At 64.8% G+C, this 20,090-nt stretch carries 20 protein-coding genes; 8 read left to right on the plus strand and 12 right to left on the minus strand.

The genetic code is table 11. From position 1 onward, the window contains the following. Window positions 1-66: 66 nt before the first annotated feature. Window positions 67-1,257, minus strand: coding sequence for an ABC transporter substrate-binding protein (locus AC1DSC_RS10995; RefSeq protein WP_278878565.1), 1,191 nt, complete (start codon window positions 1,255-1,257; stop codon window positions 67-69). A 170-nt stretch (window positions 1,258-1,427) separates the two neighbouring features. On the opposite strand from AC1DSC_RS10995, the gene AC1DSC_RS11000 reads away from it, so the two are divergent. Beyond that, complete coding sequence (locus AC1DSC_RS11000; RefSeq protein ID WP_436288728.1) at window positions 1,428-2,174, plus strand: FadR/GntR family transcriptional regulator; 747 nt, start codon at window positions 1,428-1,430, stop codon at window positions 2,172-2,174. 268 nt (window positions 2,175-2,442) lie between these two features. Here AC1DSC_RS11000 and AC1DSC_RS11005 read toward each other — a convergent pair whose 3' ends face one another. Together AC1DSC_RS11005 and AC1DSC_RS11010 are read right to left on the minus strand one after the other, a co-directional pair. Continuing rightward, window positions 2,443-3,891, minus strand: a complete 1,449-nt coding sequence (locus tag AC1DSC_RS11005) for an IS1182 family transposase (RefSeq protein ID WP_018907496.1) — start codon at window positions 3,889-3,891, stop codon at window positions 2,443-2,445. Window positions 3,892-3,994: 103 nt separating this feature from the next. Beyond that, on the minus strand, window positions 3,995-4,342 hold the full coding sequence (locus AC1DSC_RS11010) for an SMI1/KNR4 family protein (protein ID WP_478131814.1): 348 nt from the start codon (window positions 4,340-4,342) through the stop codon (window positions 3,995-3,997). Between the two features lie 174 nt (window positions 4,343-4,516). Between AC1DSC_RS11010 and AC1DSC_RS11015 the strand changes: the two genes are divergently transcribed. Further along, window positions 4,517-4,885: a hypothetical protein gene (locus AC1DSC_RS11015; protein WP_436288726.1), complete on the plus strand. Its 369-nt coding sequence runs from the start codon at window positions 4,517-4,519 to the stop codon at window positions 4,883-4,885. 696 nt (window positions 4,886-5,581) lie between these two features. Here the strand turns inward: AC1DSC_RS11015 and AC1DSC_RS11020 are convergent. The 4 genes from AC1DSC_RS11020 to AC1DSC_RS11035 all read right to left on the minus strand — a co-directional run bounded on the left by AC1DSC_RS11020 (window position 5,582) and on the right by AC1DSC_RS11035 (window position 7,854). Beyond that, a complete protein-coding gene (locus AC1DSC_RS11020) occupies window positions 5,582-6,025 on the minus strand; it encodes a hypothetical protein (protein WP_062364833.1) in 444 nt (147 codons plus the stop codon). A gap of 33 nt (window positions 6,026-6,058) precedes the next feature. Then, window positions 6,059-6,388: a hypothetical protein gene (locus tag AC1DSC_RS11025; RefSeq protein WP_278877930.1), complete on the minus strand. Its 330-nt coding sequence runs from the start codon at window positions 6,386-6,388 to the stop codon at window positions 6,059-6,061. A 318-nt stretch (window positions 6,389-6,706) separates the two neighbouring features. Then, complete coding sequence (locus AC1DSC_RS11030) at window positions 6,707-7,216, minus strand: DUF1993 domain-containing protein (protein WP_436288725.1); 510 nt, start codon at window positions 7,214-7,216, stop codon at window positions 6,707-6,709. Window positions 7,217-7,461: 245 nt separating this feature from the next. Beyond that, entirely contained in the window at window positions 7,462-7,854 is a 393-nt protein-coding gene (locus AC1DSC_RS11035; protein ID WP_307644161.1) for an ester cyclase, read from the minus strand. 168 nt (window positions 7,855-8,022) lie between these two features. Between AC1DSC_RS11035 and AC1DSC_RS11040 the strand changes: the two genes are divergently transcribed. Next, on the plus strand, window positions 8,023-8,919 hold the full coding sequence (locus AC1DSC_RS11040; RefSeq protein ID WP_278879623.1) for an AraC family transcriptional regulator: 897 nt from the start codon (window positions 8,023-8,025) through the stop codon (window positions 8,917-8,919). Window positions 8,920-9,068: 149 nt separating this feature from the next. Here AC1DSC_RS11040 and fusA read toward each other — a convergent pair whose 3' ends face one another. From fusA to AC1DSC_RS11055, 3 genes are all read right to left on the minus strand, one after another. Continuing rightward, complete coding sequence (fusA, locus tag AC1DSC_RS11045) at window positions 9,069-11,129, minus strand: elongation factor G (protein ID WP_436288724.1); 2,061 nt, start codon at window positions 11,127-11,129, stop codon at window positions 9,069-9,071. A 127-nt stretch (window positions 11,130-11,256) separates the two neighbouring features. Further along, on the minus strand, window positions 11,257-11,610 hold the full coding sequence (locus tag AC1DSC_RS11050) for a GFA family protein (protein ID WP_278879619.1): 354 nt from the start codon (window positions 11,608-11,610) through the stop codon (window positions 11,257-11,259). A gap of 121 nt (window positions 11,611-11,731) precedes the next feature. Next, a complete protein-coding gene (locus AC1DSC_RS11055) occupies window positions 11,732-12,259 on the minus strand; it encodes a MarR family winged helix-turn-helix transcriptional regulator (protein ID WP_436288723.1) in 528 nt (175 codons plus the stop codon). A 111-nt stretch (window positions 12,260-12,370) separates the two neighbouring features. Here AC1DSC_RS11055 and AC1DSC_RS11060 point away from each other — a divergent pair, with 111 nt between their 5' ends. Both AC1DSC_RS11060 and AC1DSC_RS11065 read left to right on the plus strand, forming a co-directional pair. Continuing rightward, window positions 12,371-13,171 carry an SDR family NAD(P)-dependent oxidoreductase gene (locus tag AC1DSC_RS11060; RefSeq protein WP_436288722.1) on the plus strand — a complete coding sequence of 267 codons (801 nt, stop codon included), beginning with the start codon at window positions 12,371-12,373 and terminating at the stop codon, window positions 13,169-13,171. A 63-nt stretch (window positions 13,172-13,234) separates the two neighbouring features. After that, a complete protein-coding gene (locus tag AC1DSC_RS11065; RefSeq protein ID WP_436288721.1) occupies window positions 13,235-14,311 on the plus strand; it encodes an alkene reductase in 1,077 nt (358 codons plus the stop codon). Between the two features lie 225 nt (window positions 14,312-14,536). Here the strand turns inward: AC1DSC_RS11065 and AC1DSC_RS11070 are convergent, their stop codons facing one another. Beyond that, window positions 14,537-14,929, minus strand: a complete 393-nt coding sequence (locus AC1DSC_RS11070) for a VOC family protein (protein WP_436288720.1) — start codon at window positions 14,927-14,929, stop codon at window positions 14,537-14,539. Window positions 14,930-15,008: 79 nt separating this feature from the next. On the opposite strand from AC1DSC_RS11070, the gene AC1DSC_RS11075 reads away from it, so the two are divergent. After that, a complete protein-coding gene (locus tag AC1DSC_RS11075) occupies window positions 15,009-15,770 on the plus strand; it encodes a response regulator (RefSeq protein ID WP_436288719.1) in 762 nt (253 codons plus the stop codon). Window positions 15,771-15,788: 18 nt separating this feature from the next. On the opposite strand, the gene oxlT is transcribed toward AC1DSC_RS11075, so the two are convergent. Further along, the gene (oxlT, locus tag AC1DSC_RS11080; protein ID WP_278879610.1) at window positions 15,789-17,141 is read right to left on the minus strand and encodes an oxalate/formate MFS antiporter; all 1,353 of its coding nucleotides are present in this window, start codon (window positions 17,139-17,141) and stop codon (window positions 15,789-15,791) included. 181 nt (window positions 17,142-17,322) lie between these two features. On the opposite strand from oxlT, the gene AC1DSC_RS11085 reads away from it, so the two are divergent. Further along, complete coding sequence (locus AC1DSC_RS11085) at window positions 17,323-19,185, plus strand: histidine kinase (RefSeq protein WP_478131815.1); 1,863 nt, start codon at window positions 17,323-17,325, stop codon at window positions 19,183-19,185. 215 nt (window positions 19,186-19,400) lie between these two features. Next, window positions 19,401-19,835: a DUF4019 domain-containing protein gene (locus tag AC1DSC_RS11090; RefSeq protein WP_307594659.1), complete on the plus strand. Its 435-nt coding sequence runs from the start codon at window positions 19,401-19,403 to the stop codon at window positions 19,833-19,835. Window positions 19,836-20,090: the final 255 nt, after the last annotated feature.

Raw genomic sequence — 20,090 nt, forward strand, 5'->3', positions numbered from 1 at the left:
AAGCAGCCTGCATGCGTCCGCATGGGCGCTTGCAGCATCGGTCGGGCGCGCAGTGCGCGCCGCGAATCACTTGGTCTTGCGGGTGCCGATGTCCTGGTCCCAGCGGCGGAATGCATCGACCATGGCCTTGGTCTCGAGCGGCACGGCATGAGGAAACTGGGCCAGCCACTTGTCGTAGTCAGGCCGTCCGAACTCCTTGATCACGTCCTGGCTGTCCTTGGGTGCCAGCGACAGCGGCACGTCCTTGACCGCCGGGCCCGGATAGAAGTAGCCCTTGTCATAGGTCATCGCCTGCTGCTGCGGCTTGAGCAGGAAAGCCATCAGGTCGAGAACCACCGCTTGCTTCTCCGGCGGGACGCCCTTGGGAATCACGATGTAGTGCGCATCGTTGACCCACGTCATGCCCTTGAAGGGCAGCACCTGGAAGTTCTTCGGCACGATGCCCAGCGCCCTGGGGTTGATGTCCCAACCCGTTACCGTCAGCGTCATGTCGCGCGAGCCTTCGCCCAGTTCCTTCATCACGGCTGCGGTTCCCGTGGGGTAGTACTCGATGCAGGCGTCGAGGTCCTTCAGGTAGGCCCAGGTTTTGTCCCAACCATTGATCGGGTCGGCAGGGTTCTTGTCTCCCAGCAGATAGGGCAACCCCATCAAGAAGGTGCGCCCCGGACCGGAGTTGGCGGGCCGTGCATAGATCAGCTTGTTGGGATTGGCCTTGCACCAGGCCAGCAGTTCCTGGGGCGTCGTCGGCGGCGTCTTGACCTTGTCGGGGTTGAACTCGACCAGCGGGCCGGCAGGCATGAAGACGATGGCCAGGCCGTGGTCCTTCGCCAGCGCTTGCATCTTGTAGGCGTTGGGAAGGTAGTTCTCCTGCAGCTTGGGGAACTTGGCCGCGTAGTCGGGGAACAACTTGACCCACAGGTTCATCTCGAGGCCGGCCGCGAGCGCATCGGTGCCGACAATGATCATGTCGATGTCACTGCGGCCCGCGTTCTGCATCGCCTTGATCTTGGCCGGGATCTCGGGCGCGGGCGCCTTGGTGAAAGTGAACTTGGAGACCAGCTTGGGGTTCTGCGCCTGGTAGGCCTCAAACGCCCCCTGCGTCAGCGCCAGGTTGCCGGCGGCGTCGATCACGTTGATCACCACCGGCGACTTTGGCATCTCCTGCGCCTGGACCAGGCCGATGCCGGCACAGCTCGCCGTCCCGAGAACGGCCGCAATGAGGGCGCGGCGATGCCGTGAGAGGGAAACTGGGCGCATTCGGAATCTCCTGATGGATGGGCTTGGCAGGCGGAATCTTGTAAGACAACTTTCGAGTTGTCATCCGGGTTTTCGCTGAGCCCCGCGGACACACGCCAACCTCTGGAAGAGCAAGGGTGCTGCGGGAGAGCCACTCGCTGTTCTCGTCAAGTTCGGAGGATTTGCTATAGTTGTCTGACAAAGATTCCCAGGGTATCGGTTCGATGGCGGAACACTTGCTAGACGTCAATGGCGGCACACTGCCCGACCAGATCTACGCCCGGATGGTCGAAGCCATCCTGCGCGGGGACTACGTCGACTCCAAAAAGCTGCCGACGGAAAGCGAACTGGCCTCGCAATTCGGAGTCTCGCGGCCGACCGTCCGGGAGGCACTGTCGAGGCTGCGATCGGACGGGATCATCGAGTCCCGCCGCGGCTCCGGCAGCCAGGTCGTGCGGGCCCCCGGGACACCGGCATCCAGCATGCCCCCCATCAGGAACTATTCGGACATCGAGCGGTATTACGCCTACCGCACAGTTGTTGAATCGGGGGCGGCGGCCGCCGCGGCGGAGTTCCGCACTGCCGACGACCTGACGACGATCAGAGCCTGCCTGGAAGCGCAGACCCTGGCCATGGAGAGTGGAAACAAAGGCATCGAAGACGACGTCCGCTTCCACAGGGCGATCGCGAGGGCCTCGCACAACCAGTTCTTCGTGGCCGCCGTCGAAACGAGTGTCGCGCCCATCAGGCAATTCATGGAACTGGCGCGCAGCGTGCGATCGAAGATGACCGTCGAGCGTGTCCGGCTGGTCCAGATGGAGCACCAGCAGATCCTCGACGCCATCGAGAAACGATCCCCGGCCGACGCCGCCGAGGCAACACGGCTCCATATCCTCAACGCCAAGCGACGGATCTTCGACGCAGCGAAATTGCGGTAGAGCGCGACGGCCCGGCCGCCCACAAGGTTTGCTCCATCCCTACCCGCGCGACAGCTATGCAGCGATTGCCGACATCCGAAGGGCTCGTGCGAATGGGTACTATCGGCCGAGGCTGTGTGGAAACGCCCTCGTCGCGCTAGTATGCCGAACTCTGGTGCTGGCGATGCCTGGTGGGGCTCAATAGACAGCCAGTAGGCCGGCTATCGAGAATGACAGCGTTTGATGTGTGCTGAGGCGCCGCATGTCGGCAAGGCTGCGTTTGAGAGGCTCACGCCCCCACCAGATGCATCGCCTTCATCGTCTTCGCCATCCCCAGGATTCGCATCACCCGCTTGAGGTTGTACGCCAACACGTGCAGGCTCATCTCGGTGCTGACGTGCGCCAGCGTCTTCGTCAGGAAGTGGGTGGACCCCATCCAGTGCTTCAGCGTACCGAAGACGTGCTCCACAGTGCGTCGTCGCAAGGTCATGGCGTCAGATTTCCTGTCCATCCGCTGCTGGACGCGCTCCAGAACCTCTTCGTGTTCCCATCGACGGATGCGCCGGTAGTCGCTGGTCGTGCACTCATCTTTCATGGCGCAACGAGGGCAAGCACTGGTCCAGTAGACACGTGCGTTGAGACCGTTCCTCTCGACCGTGTTGAACCGATAGATGGCGCGTTCGCCTGCTGGGCACTGATACTGGTCGTCCCTGGCGATGTAGATGAAGTCGCTCTTGTCGAAGCGCCCCTGGGCCTTGGCGCCCGAGGTCATCGGCTTGGGCACGTAAGTGGCGATTCCCGCGTCTTCACAGGCCTTGAGCTCCGTGCCGTTGAAGTACCCACGGTCAGCCAGCGCTTGCAGCTTGTCTTTTCCCATTGCATCGCGTGCCGCCATGGCCATCTTGCTCAGCTGCGAGCGGTCGTTACCGATGTTGGTGACCTCGTGCGTCACGATCAAATGGTGTTTGGCATCGACGGCCGCCTGCACGTTGTAGCCCACCAGGCCCGAGCCCTTGGCCTGCGAATTCATCGAGCGTGAATCGGGATCGGTGGTGGAGCGCTGGCCGTCCGGTTCGTGCTTCAGTTGCTCCTTGGTCTCGTCGAGCTGGCGCATCTGTTCGCGCAGCTTCTTGATCTTGTCCTGCAGCCGCTCGGTCTTGGCCTCGACCTCCGCGGGCTGCGTACGGTCGGCGGTTTCCAGCGCGTCGAGGTAGCGCTGGATGCTTTGCTCGATCTGCCGCTGGCGCGCATCGATCTTGGCCGGCGTGACGTTGCGATCCCGGCTGTTGACCGCTTTGAACTTGCTGCCATCGATGGCCACGATGGCCTGCGTGAACAGCTTGAGCTCCCGGCACATGCCGACAAAGCGCTTGCAGGCGTTGCGGATGCCCGCCCCGTTGTCGTGACGGAAGTCGGCGATGGTCTTGAAGTCCGGCGCCAGTCTGCCGGTGAGCCACATCAACTCGACGTTGCGCTGGGCCTCGCGCTCAAGGCGGCGGCTGGACTGGATGCGGTTCAGGTAGCCGTAGATGTAGAGCTTGAGAAGCACCGCCGGGTGGTACGCAGGCCGACCGGTGGCAGCTGGGGAAGTGCCTATGAAACCGAGTGCCTGAAGATCCAGTTCCTCGACGAAGGCGTCGACTACTCGCACCGGGTTGTCTTCGCCGATATAGTCATCAAGACATTCCGGCAACAGCGCGACCTGCTGCCGGTCTTCGCCTTCGATGAATCTCTTCATGGGGCACCTCGCTTGAAACGGGTGCACCCATTTTATTTTTTGACGGGCGGGACTGGAAGTCTTTTCACACAGCCTCGGCCAAGAGCGGCCGCTCACGGCAGTCTCAACCGATGAGGCCTTTGAGTAAGAAAGCTTCAATCGACGGCGAAAGCCGGTCAACCTCCCCATCGCTCCCTTCGGGCTCCGAAACAACCTCGCCAGTTGCTCGGTCGATGCCGAAGGGTTGCCCGGTGCCATCCGACCCGATGATGAAGAAACTGGCTTTCCACCCGTTGTCGGCCGACCTGTCTCGAAAATGCTTTCGATGCGATTTCGCAAGCTGTTCGACGCCATCGACCCATTCGCCTCCGACGACTCCACCGCCACATGCGGCGAGGAACCAGCGAAAGTCTTCTGGAATTGCGCCGAACTCCTTCTCGAAGGTGTTGAGAGCGTCTTCGGTGGCAGGCACAGATCGAATCTCCTCGGGCCGAGCCGACCAGAGCTTCAGAATGAGCGAACGGGACGTGGGATGCATCATGCCGAAGCTACCATGACGCAATTCGGCCAACTGCAATCGTTCAACTGCGAAGCACAATCGTGTCCAAAGCGGACACCCGCTGTATGCGGCTAACGAGGAGGAATCTTGGGAGTCAGCCTGTTTGTCGAGCGGCCCGGCCGCGCCAATGCCATTTCCTTGGAGGAATGGGGGAAGCTCGTCGCCGACGAGCCGGACCTACGGCTTCGCGCTGAGCCGTATGCCGCCATCAACCCTAAGACCGGTGAACAGGTTCTTCTTCCGGTTGGCGATGCAGACTCAGAGATGCACAGCGGAATGCAATGGCATCCGTTTCTTCGCTTCGCTCGAGGCAAGTTGGTCATGGAGTATCAGCCCGAGTTTGCGAATCCGGACAATGAGCTTCGGCTACGGATCGCCTCGATTTCAAGGGCACTCGGCGCTCAGATCACAACTGACGTTGATGATGAGCCCTTGAACTGGTCGCAAAGCGAATAGGTCGGGACGCGGCCAGGAGCGACCTCTCGCGATCGCCACCAACAAGTGAAGAGCCCAGTCAACAAGGTTTAGATGAGCGCGATTCAACATGAGCGGGCGTTGGCCCTGCTTGAAGCACCCGAGAATTACCCCGGTCTAGCACCGAGAAAAGGGATCGCGCTACTGCGCGTTTGGGTGTATCCCTCGTTTAGGCCATGCGTCGCATGGTCCATCCTCGAAAGCGGCAAAAGCTTCTTCGTCCGTCGGGTCGTGTGGGAGCAAGTCCCGACTGTTGATTCTCAGCCAATCACTTTCGGTGCGGAATCACCAGTGGTCGAAGAGAGCTTCAGCGGTCTGTTATCCGAGCTTCGGACAATGCAACTCTCGCCTTTTGCGTTGGCTTCAACTATCGGAATCGATGGCACCTCCTACGGAGTTGAGGTTGGCGGCTTTGGAAAATCTGGGCTCATGAGCTGGTGGGGCAAGCCGCCGGTTGGGTGGGCACCGCTTGAAGCTTGGCACGCACGCGCCATAAAACAACTTGAGTCTCTGCTCCCGTCCAGCACGAGTGAGCTACCTACCTCTGAGTGACCGCTTCGGAGCACGGCGTATGACTGCGGTGGGCCCAAACCGGCTGTACGGATTTCTCCAAAGCTGACCTTCAAATTGGCGCGATGCAAGCGGGCTCTGGCCGCGACCGGTGACGGCGGCAGGGGCCTACGGTTGCTCCCCAGCCGTCGGGTCTCCCAGCCACCAGCGCATGGTGCGCGCGGCAGCAATCTCTCCGTCACTCAAGCCCTCAGTCGCTTGCACAGATGCGAGCGCATCGATTGCCGCCTGCTTCCCAAGCACTCGGGCGAAATACTGGGGAAGTTGCTCGACGCTGAGGTCGTAGCTCGGCAGGGACGCTCGTATGCATTCGACCAAGTCAATTTCCTTGGTCGGCTCTGCTGTATCGAGCAATCTGCCGGCCAGCTCCTGCCGCTGAGACCGCAACTCTTTGGGTGCACTCTCGACGAAGACCGCGAACAGGCCTGCAAAAACCTCAGCGGGTGCACAGCGGCCCAGCCGCGACCGGAGAAAAGCGAGTTGCTGCGGGTTGTCCGCTCCGAAGCGGTCTGCCGACTGGAGCACGGCGGCAAGAACCTCATCACGTTTCATTGGCCGTCCTTCAACTTCTGGTTATGGCCGCAACTAGCCCTCGCCGCCGGCCTCAATAATCTCTGGGCCAAATCGACCGAGCTCGGTGCGCTGATTGTCAGTGAACGTCCTTTTCGCCAGCACCAGCGACTGCAAGCCCTGAATGCCTGCCAATGCCGCGAGCGTCGCAACCGAGAGTCGAGAGGCGTCGAGCGCAATTTGCTGCACTCCGCGCAACCCGCAAAGCGCGATGGCCTTGTCGTCCTCTAGGGGTACATCCATCAGCGTGACTGAAAACACCTCGGCATCCCACACGTAGCCACCACCAAGCGCCTCGACATGGTCGAGAAGCCCTTGATTGATTCGGCACTCTTCAGCGGTCATTTTCCGGTCCTGTGGTGAACAAGTAGCACTCGTCCGGAGAGCTGGGCGTCCGCGACGAACTTCCGCTATTGGCCGATAGTACCCATTCGCACGAGCCCTTCGGATGTCGGCAATCGCTGCATAGCCGTCATCAGCAGACCAATGTCGAACGCTCGCAACGGGTCGACTGTGTAATTCACAGACTAACGCAGTAGACATTTGGTCAGCGTTGACCAGGCGTCAAGCAAATTAGGGTTAGCTGAAATCGCGCAGCGACGGAGGCTCTAGTTGCTATCGAGCGGCAGCGGCCAGAGTGGCTGAACTCCTGTCTGTCTTCGGTTAGTAGGCACCCATGTAGTCGCGCTTACCGATCTCAATACCGTTGTGGCGCAAGATGGCATAGGTGGTGGTCACGTGGAAGAAAAACTGCGGCAGTCCATAGTGCAGAAGATATGCGCCTGCGGTCAGCTTCTTTTCCTTGGGGGTGCCGGGGCGCAATACGATGTCGCGGCTCTCGCTTGAATCAAATTGCTCAGACTTGAAGGAGCCGATATGGGCCAAAGCTTTGGCGATCAACGCTTGCAGGTCGGCGAAGCTGACCTCAGTGTCGGGCCAGGACGGCACCTCGGCACCAGCCAGGCGGGAGGCAATGCCCTTGGAGAAGTCTGCGGCGATCTGTACCTGACGCACCAGCGGAAACATGTCAGGGAACAGCCGCGCCTGCAGCAGCGCATCTGGATCGATATTTTTCTGCGTCGCGTGGTCTTCGGCCTTCTTGAGCACGTCGGACAGGGCGCGCAGCATCTGCTGCATCACGGGAACGGAGGCGTTGTACAGCGGGCTGGTCATAGTGAGTTCACTTCTAAAATTGGGCACGATGGCCGGAGTTGGCGTGGCAGAGGCCCTGCCGACCATGTAAGGCTAACAGCACAGGGCGAACTGAATCGCCCCGGCTTTTGTGGCCAGCTTTTCTTCCACTGGTAGTCGGAGCAGCCGCGTTGAAGGGCAGCTCACTGGCAAGAAGCGGACGTCAATAGCAGACGCACGACAGACCGCGATCGGGCAGAAGCGGTCCTTTGGTCCAGCCTTGGGCCTCAGGAACGCGGCAACGCGCCGATCTGCTGCATCAGTCCGAGCAGGTCCGGTTGCCCCACTTCGGAGACGATCTTCCCGGTCGAGAATCGATAGATGTTCAGCGCTTGCACGGCAATCGTCTTGCCTGTGGGAGGCACGCCGAAAAAAGCTCCGCGATGCGTCCCACGCATCGTGAATCGCGCAGCGATGACATCACCTTCGATGACGGTTTCCTCAAGAGTCCATTGAACGTCGGGGAATCCGCCGCGCATCATCCCGATGATCTCCAGGTAGCCTTGTGGCCCGTGCACGGGTTCGGCGCGCCCAGGAACTTGAAACACGGCGTCCGGAGAAACCAACTCTGTGGCGAGCCGCGGGTCCGCTGTGTTGATGAACTCCACGAAGCGAGTCATGAACTGTCGGTTTGTGGTTTGCATCTGTCGCCTCGGAATGTCTATCAGGATGGGACGCGGGGCTTGGTGGCCGCCCGGTGCCCGCGTACCCATATTGTTCGAGTTGCCGGCGTGTTCGACACGATCAAAGTCGGTTGCTGAATGGTGAATATCGGACAGAATGGGTCGATGCCGCGCGGAACGAGACCCATCGATATCGAGCAGGTCCAATATCGGCCCTCGGCCGAGAGCACACTGGATCTCGAGGTCTTCTCTATGTCGGACTTAAGACGAAGGGTGCCCCAAGCCCACCTCCAGCGTCACCACCGCTACGACTTCCACATGTTCGTGCACGTCAGACGCGGGAAATGCCGCGCCGTGGTGGACTTCAGGCACATCGAGTGTGGCGCGGGATCGCTGCTGACCATCCGGCCCGGACAGGTTCACCGCTTCGGCCCGGGAAGCCGCTGGGACGCGAACCTCCTGCTGTTCAGACCCGAACTGCTGCAGGCTTCGCAAGGCGAGGAACGCCTTCAGATGCCTGAACTGATCGATGCGCTTCCTGGCCATCTGCGCCTCGATCGGTCGACGGGTCGGTTCTTGGCCGACACGCTCGCGCGGCTCGAGGAGGAGTGCGCGCTCGAAGCCCGGCAACCGCTGCTGAACTGGCTGCTCCAGAGTGAACTGGCAACGCTGGTGATGCGGCTGCACATCTTTCACACCGAGCAACAGCCGCCCGCTGGAGCATCGGCCGACGCGCCGGAGCGCTTTCGTCTTTTCAAACGGCTTTTGGACGCGAAGGTGCATCAGTGGCATCACGTTTCGCGCTATGCACATGCCATGGGATGTTCCGAGAAGACTCTTACTCGCGTCTGCAGTGCGGTGGCTGGCGTCGGTGCGAAGGCCTTTATTGCCTCGCGCCTTGCGCTGGAAGCCAAGCGCCTGCTCGTACATACGGAGATGCCGATTTCCGCCGTCGCGCAGCGGCTTGGCTTTGACGAAGCGACCAACTTCACCAAGTTCTTTCGCAGCATTGAAGGATGCACGCCAGGCGACTTCCGCCGTCGGTTCGATGTCTCGTTGTAGCCGCGATACCCGTCGACTCGGATCGGGCGTTGCATTCGATCTCGCGCACGGGCTACTGGGCTCTTGGCGTTCGAGCCGACGCATGGTGCCGCCGTTCAATGGTCGGCGTCACACGCCGCCTCGGTACAGCGCGAGCGGCTGGCGCGATGCTATTCCTCGTCACGCACCTGGTATTGGCTCACCAGCGCCTGCTGGACCGCCGGCGGCACCGCTTCGTAGTGCGACAGCGCGATGGTGTAGCGGCCCTGGCCGCTGGTCATTGCATTGAGCCGCGACTGGTAGCTGGCGAGTTCGGCCTCGGGCACCTGCCCGCCGATGGCCACGGTGCCGCCTCCCTGGCCCGAGGTGCCGGTGACCAGGCCGCGCCGAGCCGACAGGTCGCTCGTGACGTCGCCCACGGCATGCTCGGGCACGGCGATCTCGATCTGCACGATCGGCTCGAGCACCACCGGCCGGGCCTCGCGGATCGCGGCCATGAAGGCCTTGCGGCCGGCGGTCGCAAAGGCGATGTCCTTGCTGTCGACGCTGTGGTGCTTGCCGTCGTACACCACCACGCGCACGTCGACCACGGGGTAGCCTGCGATCGCGCCGTACGCCAGCACCTCGCGCACGCCCTTCTCCACCGCGGGAATGAACTGGCCCGGGATCGCGCCGCCCCTGACCTCGTCCCCAAACTGGAAACCCGCGCCGCGCGCGAGGGGCTCGATGCGCAGGAAGACCTCGGCGAACTGGCCGGCGCCGCCGGTCTGCTTCTTGTGGCGGTGGTGGCCCTCGGCCGGCGCGCTCACGGTCTCGCGGTAGGCGATGCGCGGCGGCCGCGTCTGGACCTCGAAGCGGTACACCTCGCGCAGGCGCTCGAGCACGATGCGCAGGTGCAGCTCGCCAAGCCCGTAGAGCACCGTCTCGTTGGTCGCGGCCACATGCTCGATGCGCAGGCACGGGTCCTCGGCCGCGAGCTTGCCGAGGATCTCCCAGGCGCGCTGCTCGTCGCCATGTCGCTTGGGCTCCACGGCCAGGCCGTGCACCGGCACCGGAAACGGCAGCGGCGCGAGGTGCACGTGGGCGTCCTCCGCAGCGTCGTGCAGCACGGCATCGAAATGGATCTCCTCGACCTTGGCCACCGCCACGATGTCGCCGGGCACCGCGTGCGGCACCTCGACATGGTCCTTGCCCTGGAGCATGAACAGGTGCCCCACCTTGAAGGGCTTGCGTCCGTCGCCGATGTAGAGCTGGCTGTCGCGCGTGACCGTGCCCTGGTGCACGCGGAAGATGCCCAGCTTGCCGACATAGGGGTCGACCGTGACCTTGAACACATGCGCCAGCACGTGCAGCGACGGGTCGGGGCTGGCCTCCATGGGCCTGGCCTCTGCGCCCTCGCCAACGATGAAGTCCGGCGGGTTGGCTTCGGTCGGGTCGGGCAGCAGCTTGACGATCACGTCCAGCAGCTCGGCCACGCCGGCGCCGCTGCGCGACGAGACGAAGCACACCGGGATCAGGTGGCCTTCGCGCAGTGCCTGTTCGAGCGGCGCGTGCAGCTCGGCCGGGTCCACGTCGCCCTCCTCGAGGTAGCGGTCGACGAAGGCCGCGTCGACCTCGACCACCTGCTCCACCAGTGCGCGGTGCGCCGCCTCGACCGGGCCGAAGTCGGACTGTCCGAAGCGGTTGAAGAAGCAGTCCACCACCTGACGGCCGACCCCGTCGGGCAGGTTCAGCGGCAGGCATTCGCGGCCGAAGGTGGCCTGGATGTCGGCCAGCAGGCCCGCCAGCGAAACACCCTGCGAGTCGATCTTGTTGACGATGATCATGCGCGCCAGGTGGCGCGAGGCCGCGTATTCCATCATGCGCACCGTCATCGGCTCGATGCCGGTCGCGGCATTGATGACCACTGCCGCCGTCTCGACCGCCTCCAGCGCCGGCAGGCTCTGGCCGAGGAAGTCGGGCCCGCCGGGCGTGTCGATCAGGTGGATGCGCGTGCCGCCGTGCGTGAGGTGCATCACCGATGCGTTGAGCGAGTGCTGCATGCGGCGCTCGAGCGGGTCGTGATCGCTGACGGTGCTGCCGCGCTCGATGCTGCCGCACGCCGCGATGGCGCCCGCCTTGTGCAGCAGGTTCTCGGCCAGCGAGCTCTTGCCGGCGGCTGCGGCGCCCACCAGCGCCAACGTTCGCACGGCCTGCATTTCGGCCGCAAGGCCGTTCGATCGGCTTGGCATGGCATGCACTCCTTACGCGCCCGCAAGGCCGGCCCGGCGGCCCGCCAGGGCTCGGGTGCTGCGCGTGGGCGCCGGGCCAGCGTACGGGATTGGCCGTGCCGGCGCAAGCGGGTGGCTGCCCCAGGACCTACTTCGAACGCCCGTCGAAATGCTGCACCGGCACCGCTTCCAGGTCGATGCCCTCGAGGCTGCGGATGTTGATGGCCGCCATCCTGTTGCCCTTGGGATCGGTGCCCTCGCCAAAGACATGAATGCCGCAGACCGCGCAGAAGCGATGCGAGATCAGGTGCTTGTTGAACATGTAGGTGCTGATGTCCTCGGGCTGCGTCTTCAGCCTGAGCCGGTCGTGCGGCACGAACCACAGCAGCGATCCCCTGCGCTGGCACATCGAGCAGTTGCATGACATCGCCCCCTGGATGTCGCCCTCGACCTCGAAGGCGATCCGGCCACAGTGGCAGCTGCCTTGGTAATTCGTCGTCATCGGTCCTCCGAACAGAAGTTGTGCGGGCCGCAGTTTAGGCCGCGGCTGTCGAAGACGGAACGCTCATTGCGAAGGCTGCCGCGCTCGGCCGTGGCCGGGCCCTGGGGATCCGGCCGACCGATCAATCCTCCGACTTGTATGCCGCCAGGAACGCGTCGGAAGACACCTGATCGGCCAGGGCCCGGAGGTTCGCCGCCGAGGCAGGGCCCAGCACGGCCTCCACGCGGTCGTTTGCCGCGGCCCAGCGCCACACCGCTTCGGACAACTTGGCCTTGCCAAGCGGCGTGAGCACGCCGTGCTTGGTGCGCCGGTCCTTGGCGTCCGCACGCAGCTCGACGAAGCCGTCGCGCACCAGTGGCCTGAGCGCGTGGGTCAGCGCCGACAGCTGGATGGCGAGCCGGGTCGCGAGGTCCTGCAGCGTCGGCCCTTGCGGGGCGGCAACCGTGAGCTTGTCTATTTCCGCGATGAGCGCGAGCTGCGTGGCCTTGAGGTCCAGCGGCGCCAGCGCTTCGTCATACAGCTGGCCCAGCCGGCGGGCGGCCAGGCGCAGCGCCGTGTTCGTGCAGACGCGGCCACCCAGGACATCCTGATCCGCGGCCGGCTTGTCCAGGCTGCACTTCGCGTCGACGGCTTTGGTTTTTATTCCCATGTTTTGAAAATGGTTGAGTGCTGCACCAACGGCAGCCGGTGGCGGATCGCTTCTACATTTGAGCCCTCAACTTTTTTGGTTGAGCCCTCAAATTTTATTCGAAAGCCATCCATGACACATCCCAGCTCCAGGAAAGTCGCTCTTGTCACCGGGGCTTCCTCCGGCATCGGCGCCGTCTATGCGGACCGCCTCGCCGCGCGCGGCTATGACCTCATTCTTGTCGCCCGGCGCGCCGACCGCCTCGAAGCCCTCTGCGCACAGGTCTCGAAGGCGCACGGCATCAAGGCCGAGCCGGTCGTTGCCGACCTGACCCAGGACGAGGACCTGGCGCGGATCGAGACGATCCTGTCCACCCGCGCCGACCTGCACGTGCTGGTGAACAACGCCGGCATTGCGCGGCTGGGACCCGTGGCACAGAGGTCCGCCGGCGACGCACTGTCGCAGATCGCCCTCAATATCACGGCGCTGACGCGCCTGACCCAGGCGGTGGTGCCCGCCTTCATCGCCAGAAACGACGGGGTGATCATCAACATCGCTTCGGTGCTGGGCATCCACGCGCTGCCCATCAGCGCCGTCTACAGCGGCACCAAGGCCTTCGTACTGCAATACAGCCGGGGCCTGCAGGAAGAGCTGGCCGGCACTGGCGTGAAGGTCCAACTGGTCCTGCCGGCCTCGACGGCCACCGAGATCTGGGACCTGTCGGGCGTGCCGCTGGCGGCCCTCAACAAGGACGCCTTGATGACCACCGAACACATGGTCGATGCGGCGCTCGCGGGATGGGACCAGGGCGAAGCGGTCACGTGGCCGTCGGTCGCCGATGCAACGCTGTGGGACAAGTACGAAGCGGCGCGCTCCGCATTGTTTGCCGCCACCCAGGTGGGAACGCCGGCCCCGCGCTACCGGATCGGCTGAGCCGCTGCGGGCCAAGGCCATCCCCCTCCTTTCTTCTCACTCCCCTTTTCTTCAGGACAGTCCATGCTTTTCGACGCCTTCTCCCTGCGCGCCACCCCGCTCAAGAACCGTGCCGTGATGTCGCCGCTCACCCGCAGCCGCGCGGCCGAGAACAACACGCCCAACAGCCTGATGGCCACCTACTACGCCCAGCGCGCGGGCGCCGGGCTCATCATCACCGAAGGCACCTCGCCCTCGCCCAACGGCCTGGGCTACGCGCGGATTCCCGGCCTGTTCAATGGCGCCCAGGTGCAAGGCTGGAAGCTCGTGACCGACGCAGTGCATGCCAAGGGCGGCAGGATCGTCGTGCAGCTCATGCACACCGGCCGCGTGGCCCACTCGGACAACCTGCCGGCCGGCGCCGAAGTGCTGAGCTCCTCATCGGAAACATGCCCCGGCCAGATGTGGACGGATACGCAAGGCAACCAGCCGCACACGCCGCCGCGCGCCATGACCGAGGCCGACATCCAGGTGGCGATCGGCGAATACGCCACGGCCGCGCGCCTTGCCATCGAGGCCGGCTTCGACGGCATCGAACTGCACGCGGCCAATGGCTACTTTCTCGAGCAGTTCCTGAACGCCAACGTCAACCGCCGCACCGATGGTTACGGCGGCACGGCCGAAGGGCGCAACCGGCTGGTGCTCGAGGTCGCGCGTGCGGCCGTGAAGGAAATCGGCGCGGAGCGCGTGGGCATCCGCCTGTCGCCGCACGGCGTGCTCAATGGCACCGGCGCGTTCGAAGGCGTGGACGAACAGTACCTGGCGCTGGTGAAGCAGCTCTCCGCACTCGGCCTCATGTACGTCCACGTGCTCGACCATTCGGCCCTGGGCACCCCGCCCGTCCCGGCCAAGCTGAAGACCGACCTCAGGGCCGCGTTCGACGGCCCCTTCATCCTTGCCGGCGGACTCGACAAGGCCAGCGCACTGCAGGCCCTGAGCGAAGGCCGCGCGGACCTGACGGCCATGGGCAGGGCCTTCATCGCCAACCCCGACCTGGTCGACCGCATGCGCCAGGACGCGCCGCTGAACGCGCCTGCGCCGGAGACGTTCTACACGCCCGGTGCCAAGGGCTACACGGACTATCCGACGCTCGCGGGCTAAGGCTCGCGGTTATGTGCACCCCGCTTCCACTCCAGCGGGTGCACGCAATCCGATGGAGATCCCTGCGCGAGCTGGTGATCTCGGTTGGCCACACGGGCCGCGTCGCACTGTTCGAGATCGTCGACGGCCGCACGGTTGTAGTTGCAGCAGTACGCCATCAGCGCGAAGACGACTATTCCTGGAGCTTCGGGCTCCAACCCGTCTCCCGCTGCTTCGAAGTCCTCGTCAGCTTCCCGCCCTCGATGCAAGGTCCTGGCCAATCATGAGTCGGTGTCCGTCAGGCGTCGCGACCGAGAACTCGCGCATGCCATGCGGCTTGTCTGCGGGTGCCTGCTTTATCAACGCGCCGCGCCGAACGAATTCCTCATGGAGTGCATCGACGTCATCCACATGCAGATATCCGAAGTAGCTGTGATCGCCCGTCGCAGACGGCGGCATGGCGTCCGGACAATGGCCGATCATGATGCGCACATCGCCGCGCGAAAGAAGCTGCCAGCCGGTTCCTTCCGGCCACTCGGCCTTGAAGCCCAGGGCATCCCTGAAGTAGGCGGTGTTTCGCTCGAGGTCCGGAACGGCGAGCACGAACGAGAACGGGCGCAGCTGGTTGGTTTGTGGCATCGGATTTCTTTTTTGAGCAGCAGTCGATACGGCAAATTGTGACGGACCCGGCGCACCTCGCGGCACAATCGACGCTGCCATGAGCACCATTGCCGAACCGTCATCCTCTTCTTCGCAGGCCGCGCCAAAAATCCGCGTGCTGATTGCCGACGACCAGGCATTGATCCGCCGCGGCATGGCCATGCTCTTGGACGCTGCGCCGGACATCGAGGTCCTCGGCCAAGCGGCCGACGGCGTGGAAGCCGTGGAGCTGGCCCGCCGCCTGCTGCCCGACGTGGTGCTGATGGATCTGCACATGCCGCGCAAGGGCGGCGTGCTCGCGACGCGCGAGATCTCGGCCGCCTTGCCGCATACGCGCGTGATGGTGCTGACCACCTTCGACCGCGACGACCTGGTCTTCGACGCGGTGCGTGCCGGCGCGCAGGCCTACCTGCTCAAGGACGCTTCGGAAGAAGAGGTGCTGGACACCGTGCGGGCCGTGCATCGCGGCGAGTCGCGCCTCACGCCGCAGATCGCGCGCAAGGTGATGGACCAGTTCCGGCTGTTGGCCGATCGCGTCGCGCAGGAGCCGCCCTCCCCGCCGGCGCCGGATCCCCGCACCGCGGCGCAGGCCGCCGCGCCCGGCGAGCCATCGCAGTCCGATTCGACGGCGACGACCAAACCGCTGACAGAGCGCGAGGCCGCCGTGCTCGAACTGATCGCCAAGGGCTATGGCAACCGCCAGATCGCCACGGCGCTCAACCTGGCCGAGGGAACGGCAAAGAACCACGTGAGCCGGATCATGCAGAAGCTCCACGCGAACACGCGCACCGAACTGGCGGTGCTGGTGTTGAAGAAGTAACCCCCGAAGCGGCGTCGATCAGGCCGAGCGGCCTGCAGGCGACAGGCCGCCAGGCATCGCGAGATCAGCCGCCGGCGAAGGCGCATGCGATGCAGCGGCATTGCTGGCGGTGTGCCTGGCCAGCATCGGCCGCAGCGCGACGATCGCCAGGAAGGCGGCGAACAGGTCGAGCGCCGCGACTGTGTAGAGCACGGTCGACCAGGTGCCGGTGGCTTCCATCATCAGATTGCCGAGCGGCACGAACAGCGCGCCGACGCCCTTGGCGCAGTACAGCACGCCATAGATCTTGCCGATGTGCTTGGTGCCGAAGGCGTCGCCCGCCAGTGCGGAGAACAGCGAGTACACCTCGCCCCAGGCCAGGAAGACCACGCCCGACAAGATCAGGAAGGCCCACGGGTTGTGGCCGAAGTAGCCCAGCGCAATGATGCCGATGCCTTCCAGCGTGAAGGCGATCACCATGGTCTTCTCGCGGCCGATGTGGTCGGAGATCCAGCCGAACAGCGGGCGCGAGATGCCGTTCATGACACGGTCGAGCATCAGCGCGAGCGGCAGCGCGGCCATGGTGACGAAGTACAGGTCCACCTTGAAGTTCTTCACGCCCAGGTCCTGTGCGATCACGCCCAGCTGCGCCACGGCCATCATGCCGCCGGTCACCACGCAGGAGAACATCAGGATCATCAGCCAGAACAGCGGCGTGCGAAGCGCCTCGCCCAGCGTGTAGTCGCGCCGGCTCTGCGCGAGCTTGGTCGAGCCCCGCACTTCGTTGCCCTTGGGTGCGCGCAGGAACCAGGCCGCAATGAAGGCCAGCGAGCCCTGCAGCAGGCCGAAGAACAGGAAGGCCTGCTGAAAGCCGGAGCTCTCGATCATCGCGGCGATCGGCAGGATGGTGGCGGCCGAGCCCGCGCCGTAGCCGCCGGCCGTCAGGCCTACCGCCAGGCCGCGCCGGTCGGGAAACCACTTGAGCGCGTTGTTGATGCAGGTGGCGTAGATCGAACCCACGCCGATGCCGCCGATGGCCGCGCCGATGTAGAAGCCCATCAGCGTCGTGGCCTGCGAATTGATGGCCCAGGCCGCGCCGATGAACAGCGCCCCGAAGGCCACGATCAGGCGCGGACCGAACTTGTCGATGAAGTAGCCCTCGATCGGCGCGAGCCAGGTCTGCACCAGCACGAAGATGGTGAAGGCAATCTGGATCGATGCGCGCTCCCAGCCGAACTTGCCCTGGATCTCCGGCACGAACAAGGTCCATGCGTACTGGATGTTGGCCGTGGCAATCATGCAGACGATGCCGACGGCCAGTTGCAGCCAGCGGTTGTCGAACAGGCGCGGCGGCGCGCCGGATGCGGCCTGTGCGGGGGACGTGGGATTCATTCGTTGGGTCTCCATTCGTTGTCGCGCCGATCGCGTCGCGGCACGTTCAGGGTTGGAATTCAGTCGCGCTGCAGGCACGGATCGCGATGGGTGCAACTGTTGCCGCAAACCGCCGCCGACGCGCCTGCCGGAAGTCACGCGGCGGATCGAGACAAACCCCGAGGACTCGGGGGAAGTACCCATGCCGAAAGTCACGGCCACCGGCTGCGAGAATCCGCAGCCAATGAACCTCGCACGTCGCATCGACCCGCGGCGCTCCATGGCTGCCGCGATCGGCTGGCTGCTGATTGCGCTCACCCTGTGCCTGGCGCTCGCGGCCAACCTGTGGCTGCGCAGCTTCGTGCGTGCGACGCTGCTCGAGCAGCACGGCCAGCGCCTGGAGGCCGCGGCCGAGCACGTCAGCGCCGAACTCGACACCGCGCTGCTGCTGCGCCTGCAGGCCGTCAGCGTGGTGGCGGCCATGCTGTCCGAGGACGTGCAGCGCAGCGAAGGCGCACGCCTGAAGCGCTCGCTCGAGGCGGTGCGCCGCGGCGTGCCCGACCTGATCTGGCTGGCGGTGACCGATGCCGACGGCTTCATCGTCGCCGCCACCGACGAACAGGTGGTCGGCCAGAACGTCAATCAGCACGCATGGATCTCGCAGGGCCTGGACGCCGCATGGATCGAGGAAGGCCGCTCGCCGCAGGAGCGCTTCCTGAAGCTCACGGCGCCTGTGCGCAACGCAGACGGCGCGATCATCGGCGTGGTGGCCGCGAACCTCCGCTGGAACTGGGTGCAGAAGATGATGGCCGAGATCCGCGCATCGCCCGGCGAATGGCTGCTGATCGACCGCGACGGCATCGTGCGCCACGGGCCGAGCGCGCTCCTGGGGCAGCGCTGGCAGGATGCCGGCGATCCGATCACGCCCTTCGATCCCGTGGTCGCGGGCCTGGGCAACGACGGATCCGATCTGCCCATGCGCATCCGCACAAGGCGGCTGCTGGACAACCGGCCCTACCTGATCGCGACCCCGCCCAATGCGCGCGACGGCACGCTGCGCCGGCTCGGCTGGCAGGCCGTGGTGATCCAGCCGGTCGAATCGGTCGCGGCGTTTGCGACCGCCATCGAATGGCGCATCTCGATCGTGCTGAGCCTGCTGGGCCTGGCCGCCGCGATTGCGGGCATTGTCATGGCGCGCCGGCTCACGCGCCGTGTCAGCGTGATTGCCCATTCGGCGGACGCGGTGCTGGCCGGCAGCGCCACGCGCATCGAGGTGCCGCAAGGCGCCGACGAAGCCGCGCGGCTGGGCAGCGCGCTCGACCGGCTGCTGGACACGCTGCAGCGCGAACGCGACGAGCTGCGCCGGCTCAACGCCGAGCTGGACGAACGCGTGCGGCAGCGCACCGAAGAGATCAATCGGCTCGCGCAGGAATCGCGCGATGCGGCGGTGGTGCGCGAGCGGCTGCGGCTCGCACGCGGACTGCACGACACGCTGGCGCATTCCATGATGGCGATGCTCACCGAGATCCGCGTGCTCAAGCACCTCGCGTCGAACCGGCCCGATGCGCTGCCGGACGAACTGGTGCGGGCCGAGCGGGCAGCGCGCGACGGGCTGGACGAAGCGCGCCGCGCGATCGACCAGCTGCGCAGCAACCCGGTGCGCGACATCGGGCTGGGCGCAGCGCTGGCCGAGCTGGCCAAGAGCCTGGGCGAGCGCTCCGGCATCGAGCTCGACTGCCGGATCGACCCGGCCTTGTCCGCCCTTGCGGCCGAGCCGGCAGAAACCGTGTTCCACATGTGCGAAGAAGTGCTGCGCAACGTCGAACGGCACGCAGGCGCGGCACGCCTCCTGATCCGGTTGCAGCGCATGGGAAGCGATGGCATCGAACTGGAGATCACGGACGACGGCATCGGCTTCGAGCCGAGCGCGGGCGCCGCGGGGCACTACGGGCTCGTGGGGCTGCGGGAGCAGGCCGACGCCATCGGCGCCCATCTGCGCATCGAGAGCCGCAGCGGCGAAGGCACCCGCGTGTCGCTGCGGTGGAGGCATGCGGGCGCAGCCTGAGCCGTAATCCGCAAAAGGCTCGTCCTTCAATGGCAATGGCAATGGCAATGGAAAGATCGGGCGGTTTCTTCAATTGCCCGTCATGGCGCAATCGCAGGCCGGCATCTGCATTCGCGCATCAATCCCTGGGTGCTATAAACGAACGGCACCATCAAAGTACTTCGTGCGAATCGGCATACTTACATATCGAAATCAACATCACTCCCGGACCTGACATGACCTCAAAAAGCAAACTGCTGATCGGCGCCGTATTCCTGGCGGGTTGGATGAGCGTGGCCTCGGCCCAGGACGCAGATCCGACGAACATGGTCCGCGGCGGCCTGCAGGCCATCCAATTGGTGGACCAGGGCAAGATCGGCGAACTGTGGGACGGCTCGAGCCCCGCCACCAAGAAGCGGGTCGCGCGTCCCGAGTTCGTTCGCCAGGTCGAGGCGTCGCGGTCGCCGCTCGGCGCGGCGCAGCAGCGCACGTGGATTTCGGTCAACCGCCAAATGGTTGCAAACGAAGATCCCGACGTGGCCGGCCAATACATCAACGTCGAATACGAAACCCGCTTTGCCAACGCCAGCAACCGGGTGGTGCGCGAGATGACGAGCTTTCGCCTCGATGCCAGCGGCACGTGGCGCCTGAGCGGCTACGTGCTGCGTTAAGCCGCTCCCCCAAGCCGCTCCCTTCGATGCGCCGCGGTTCCGCGGCGCATCTGCCTGGCGAATGCCCCAAGCGGTAGGCGTTCGCAGCAGCAATCTCCCCTTCCCCCTCCAGCGATCGCTGCACCGCCTCCTGAGCGCGGGCCGCAGCCATCGGCAGCAGTTCGCCGCCTTTCTGGCAGCGCCATCTCCCTCGGCCTCGGCCAACCCTCAGCACCGAAAACAGCTCGGGCCCGGCATTCCGTCGTCTGCGCCAAT

The organism is Variovorax sp. 01N425 (genome assembly GCF_056399465.1).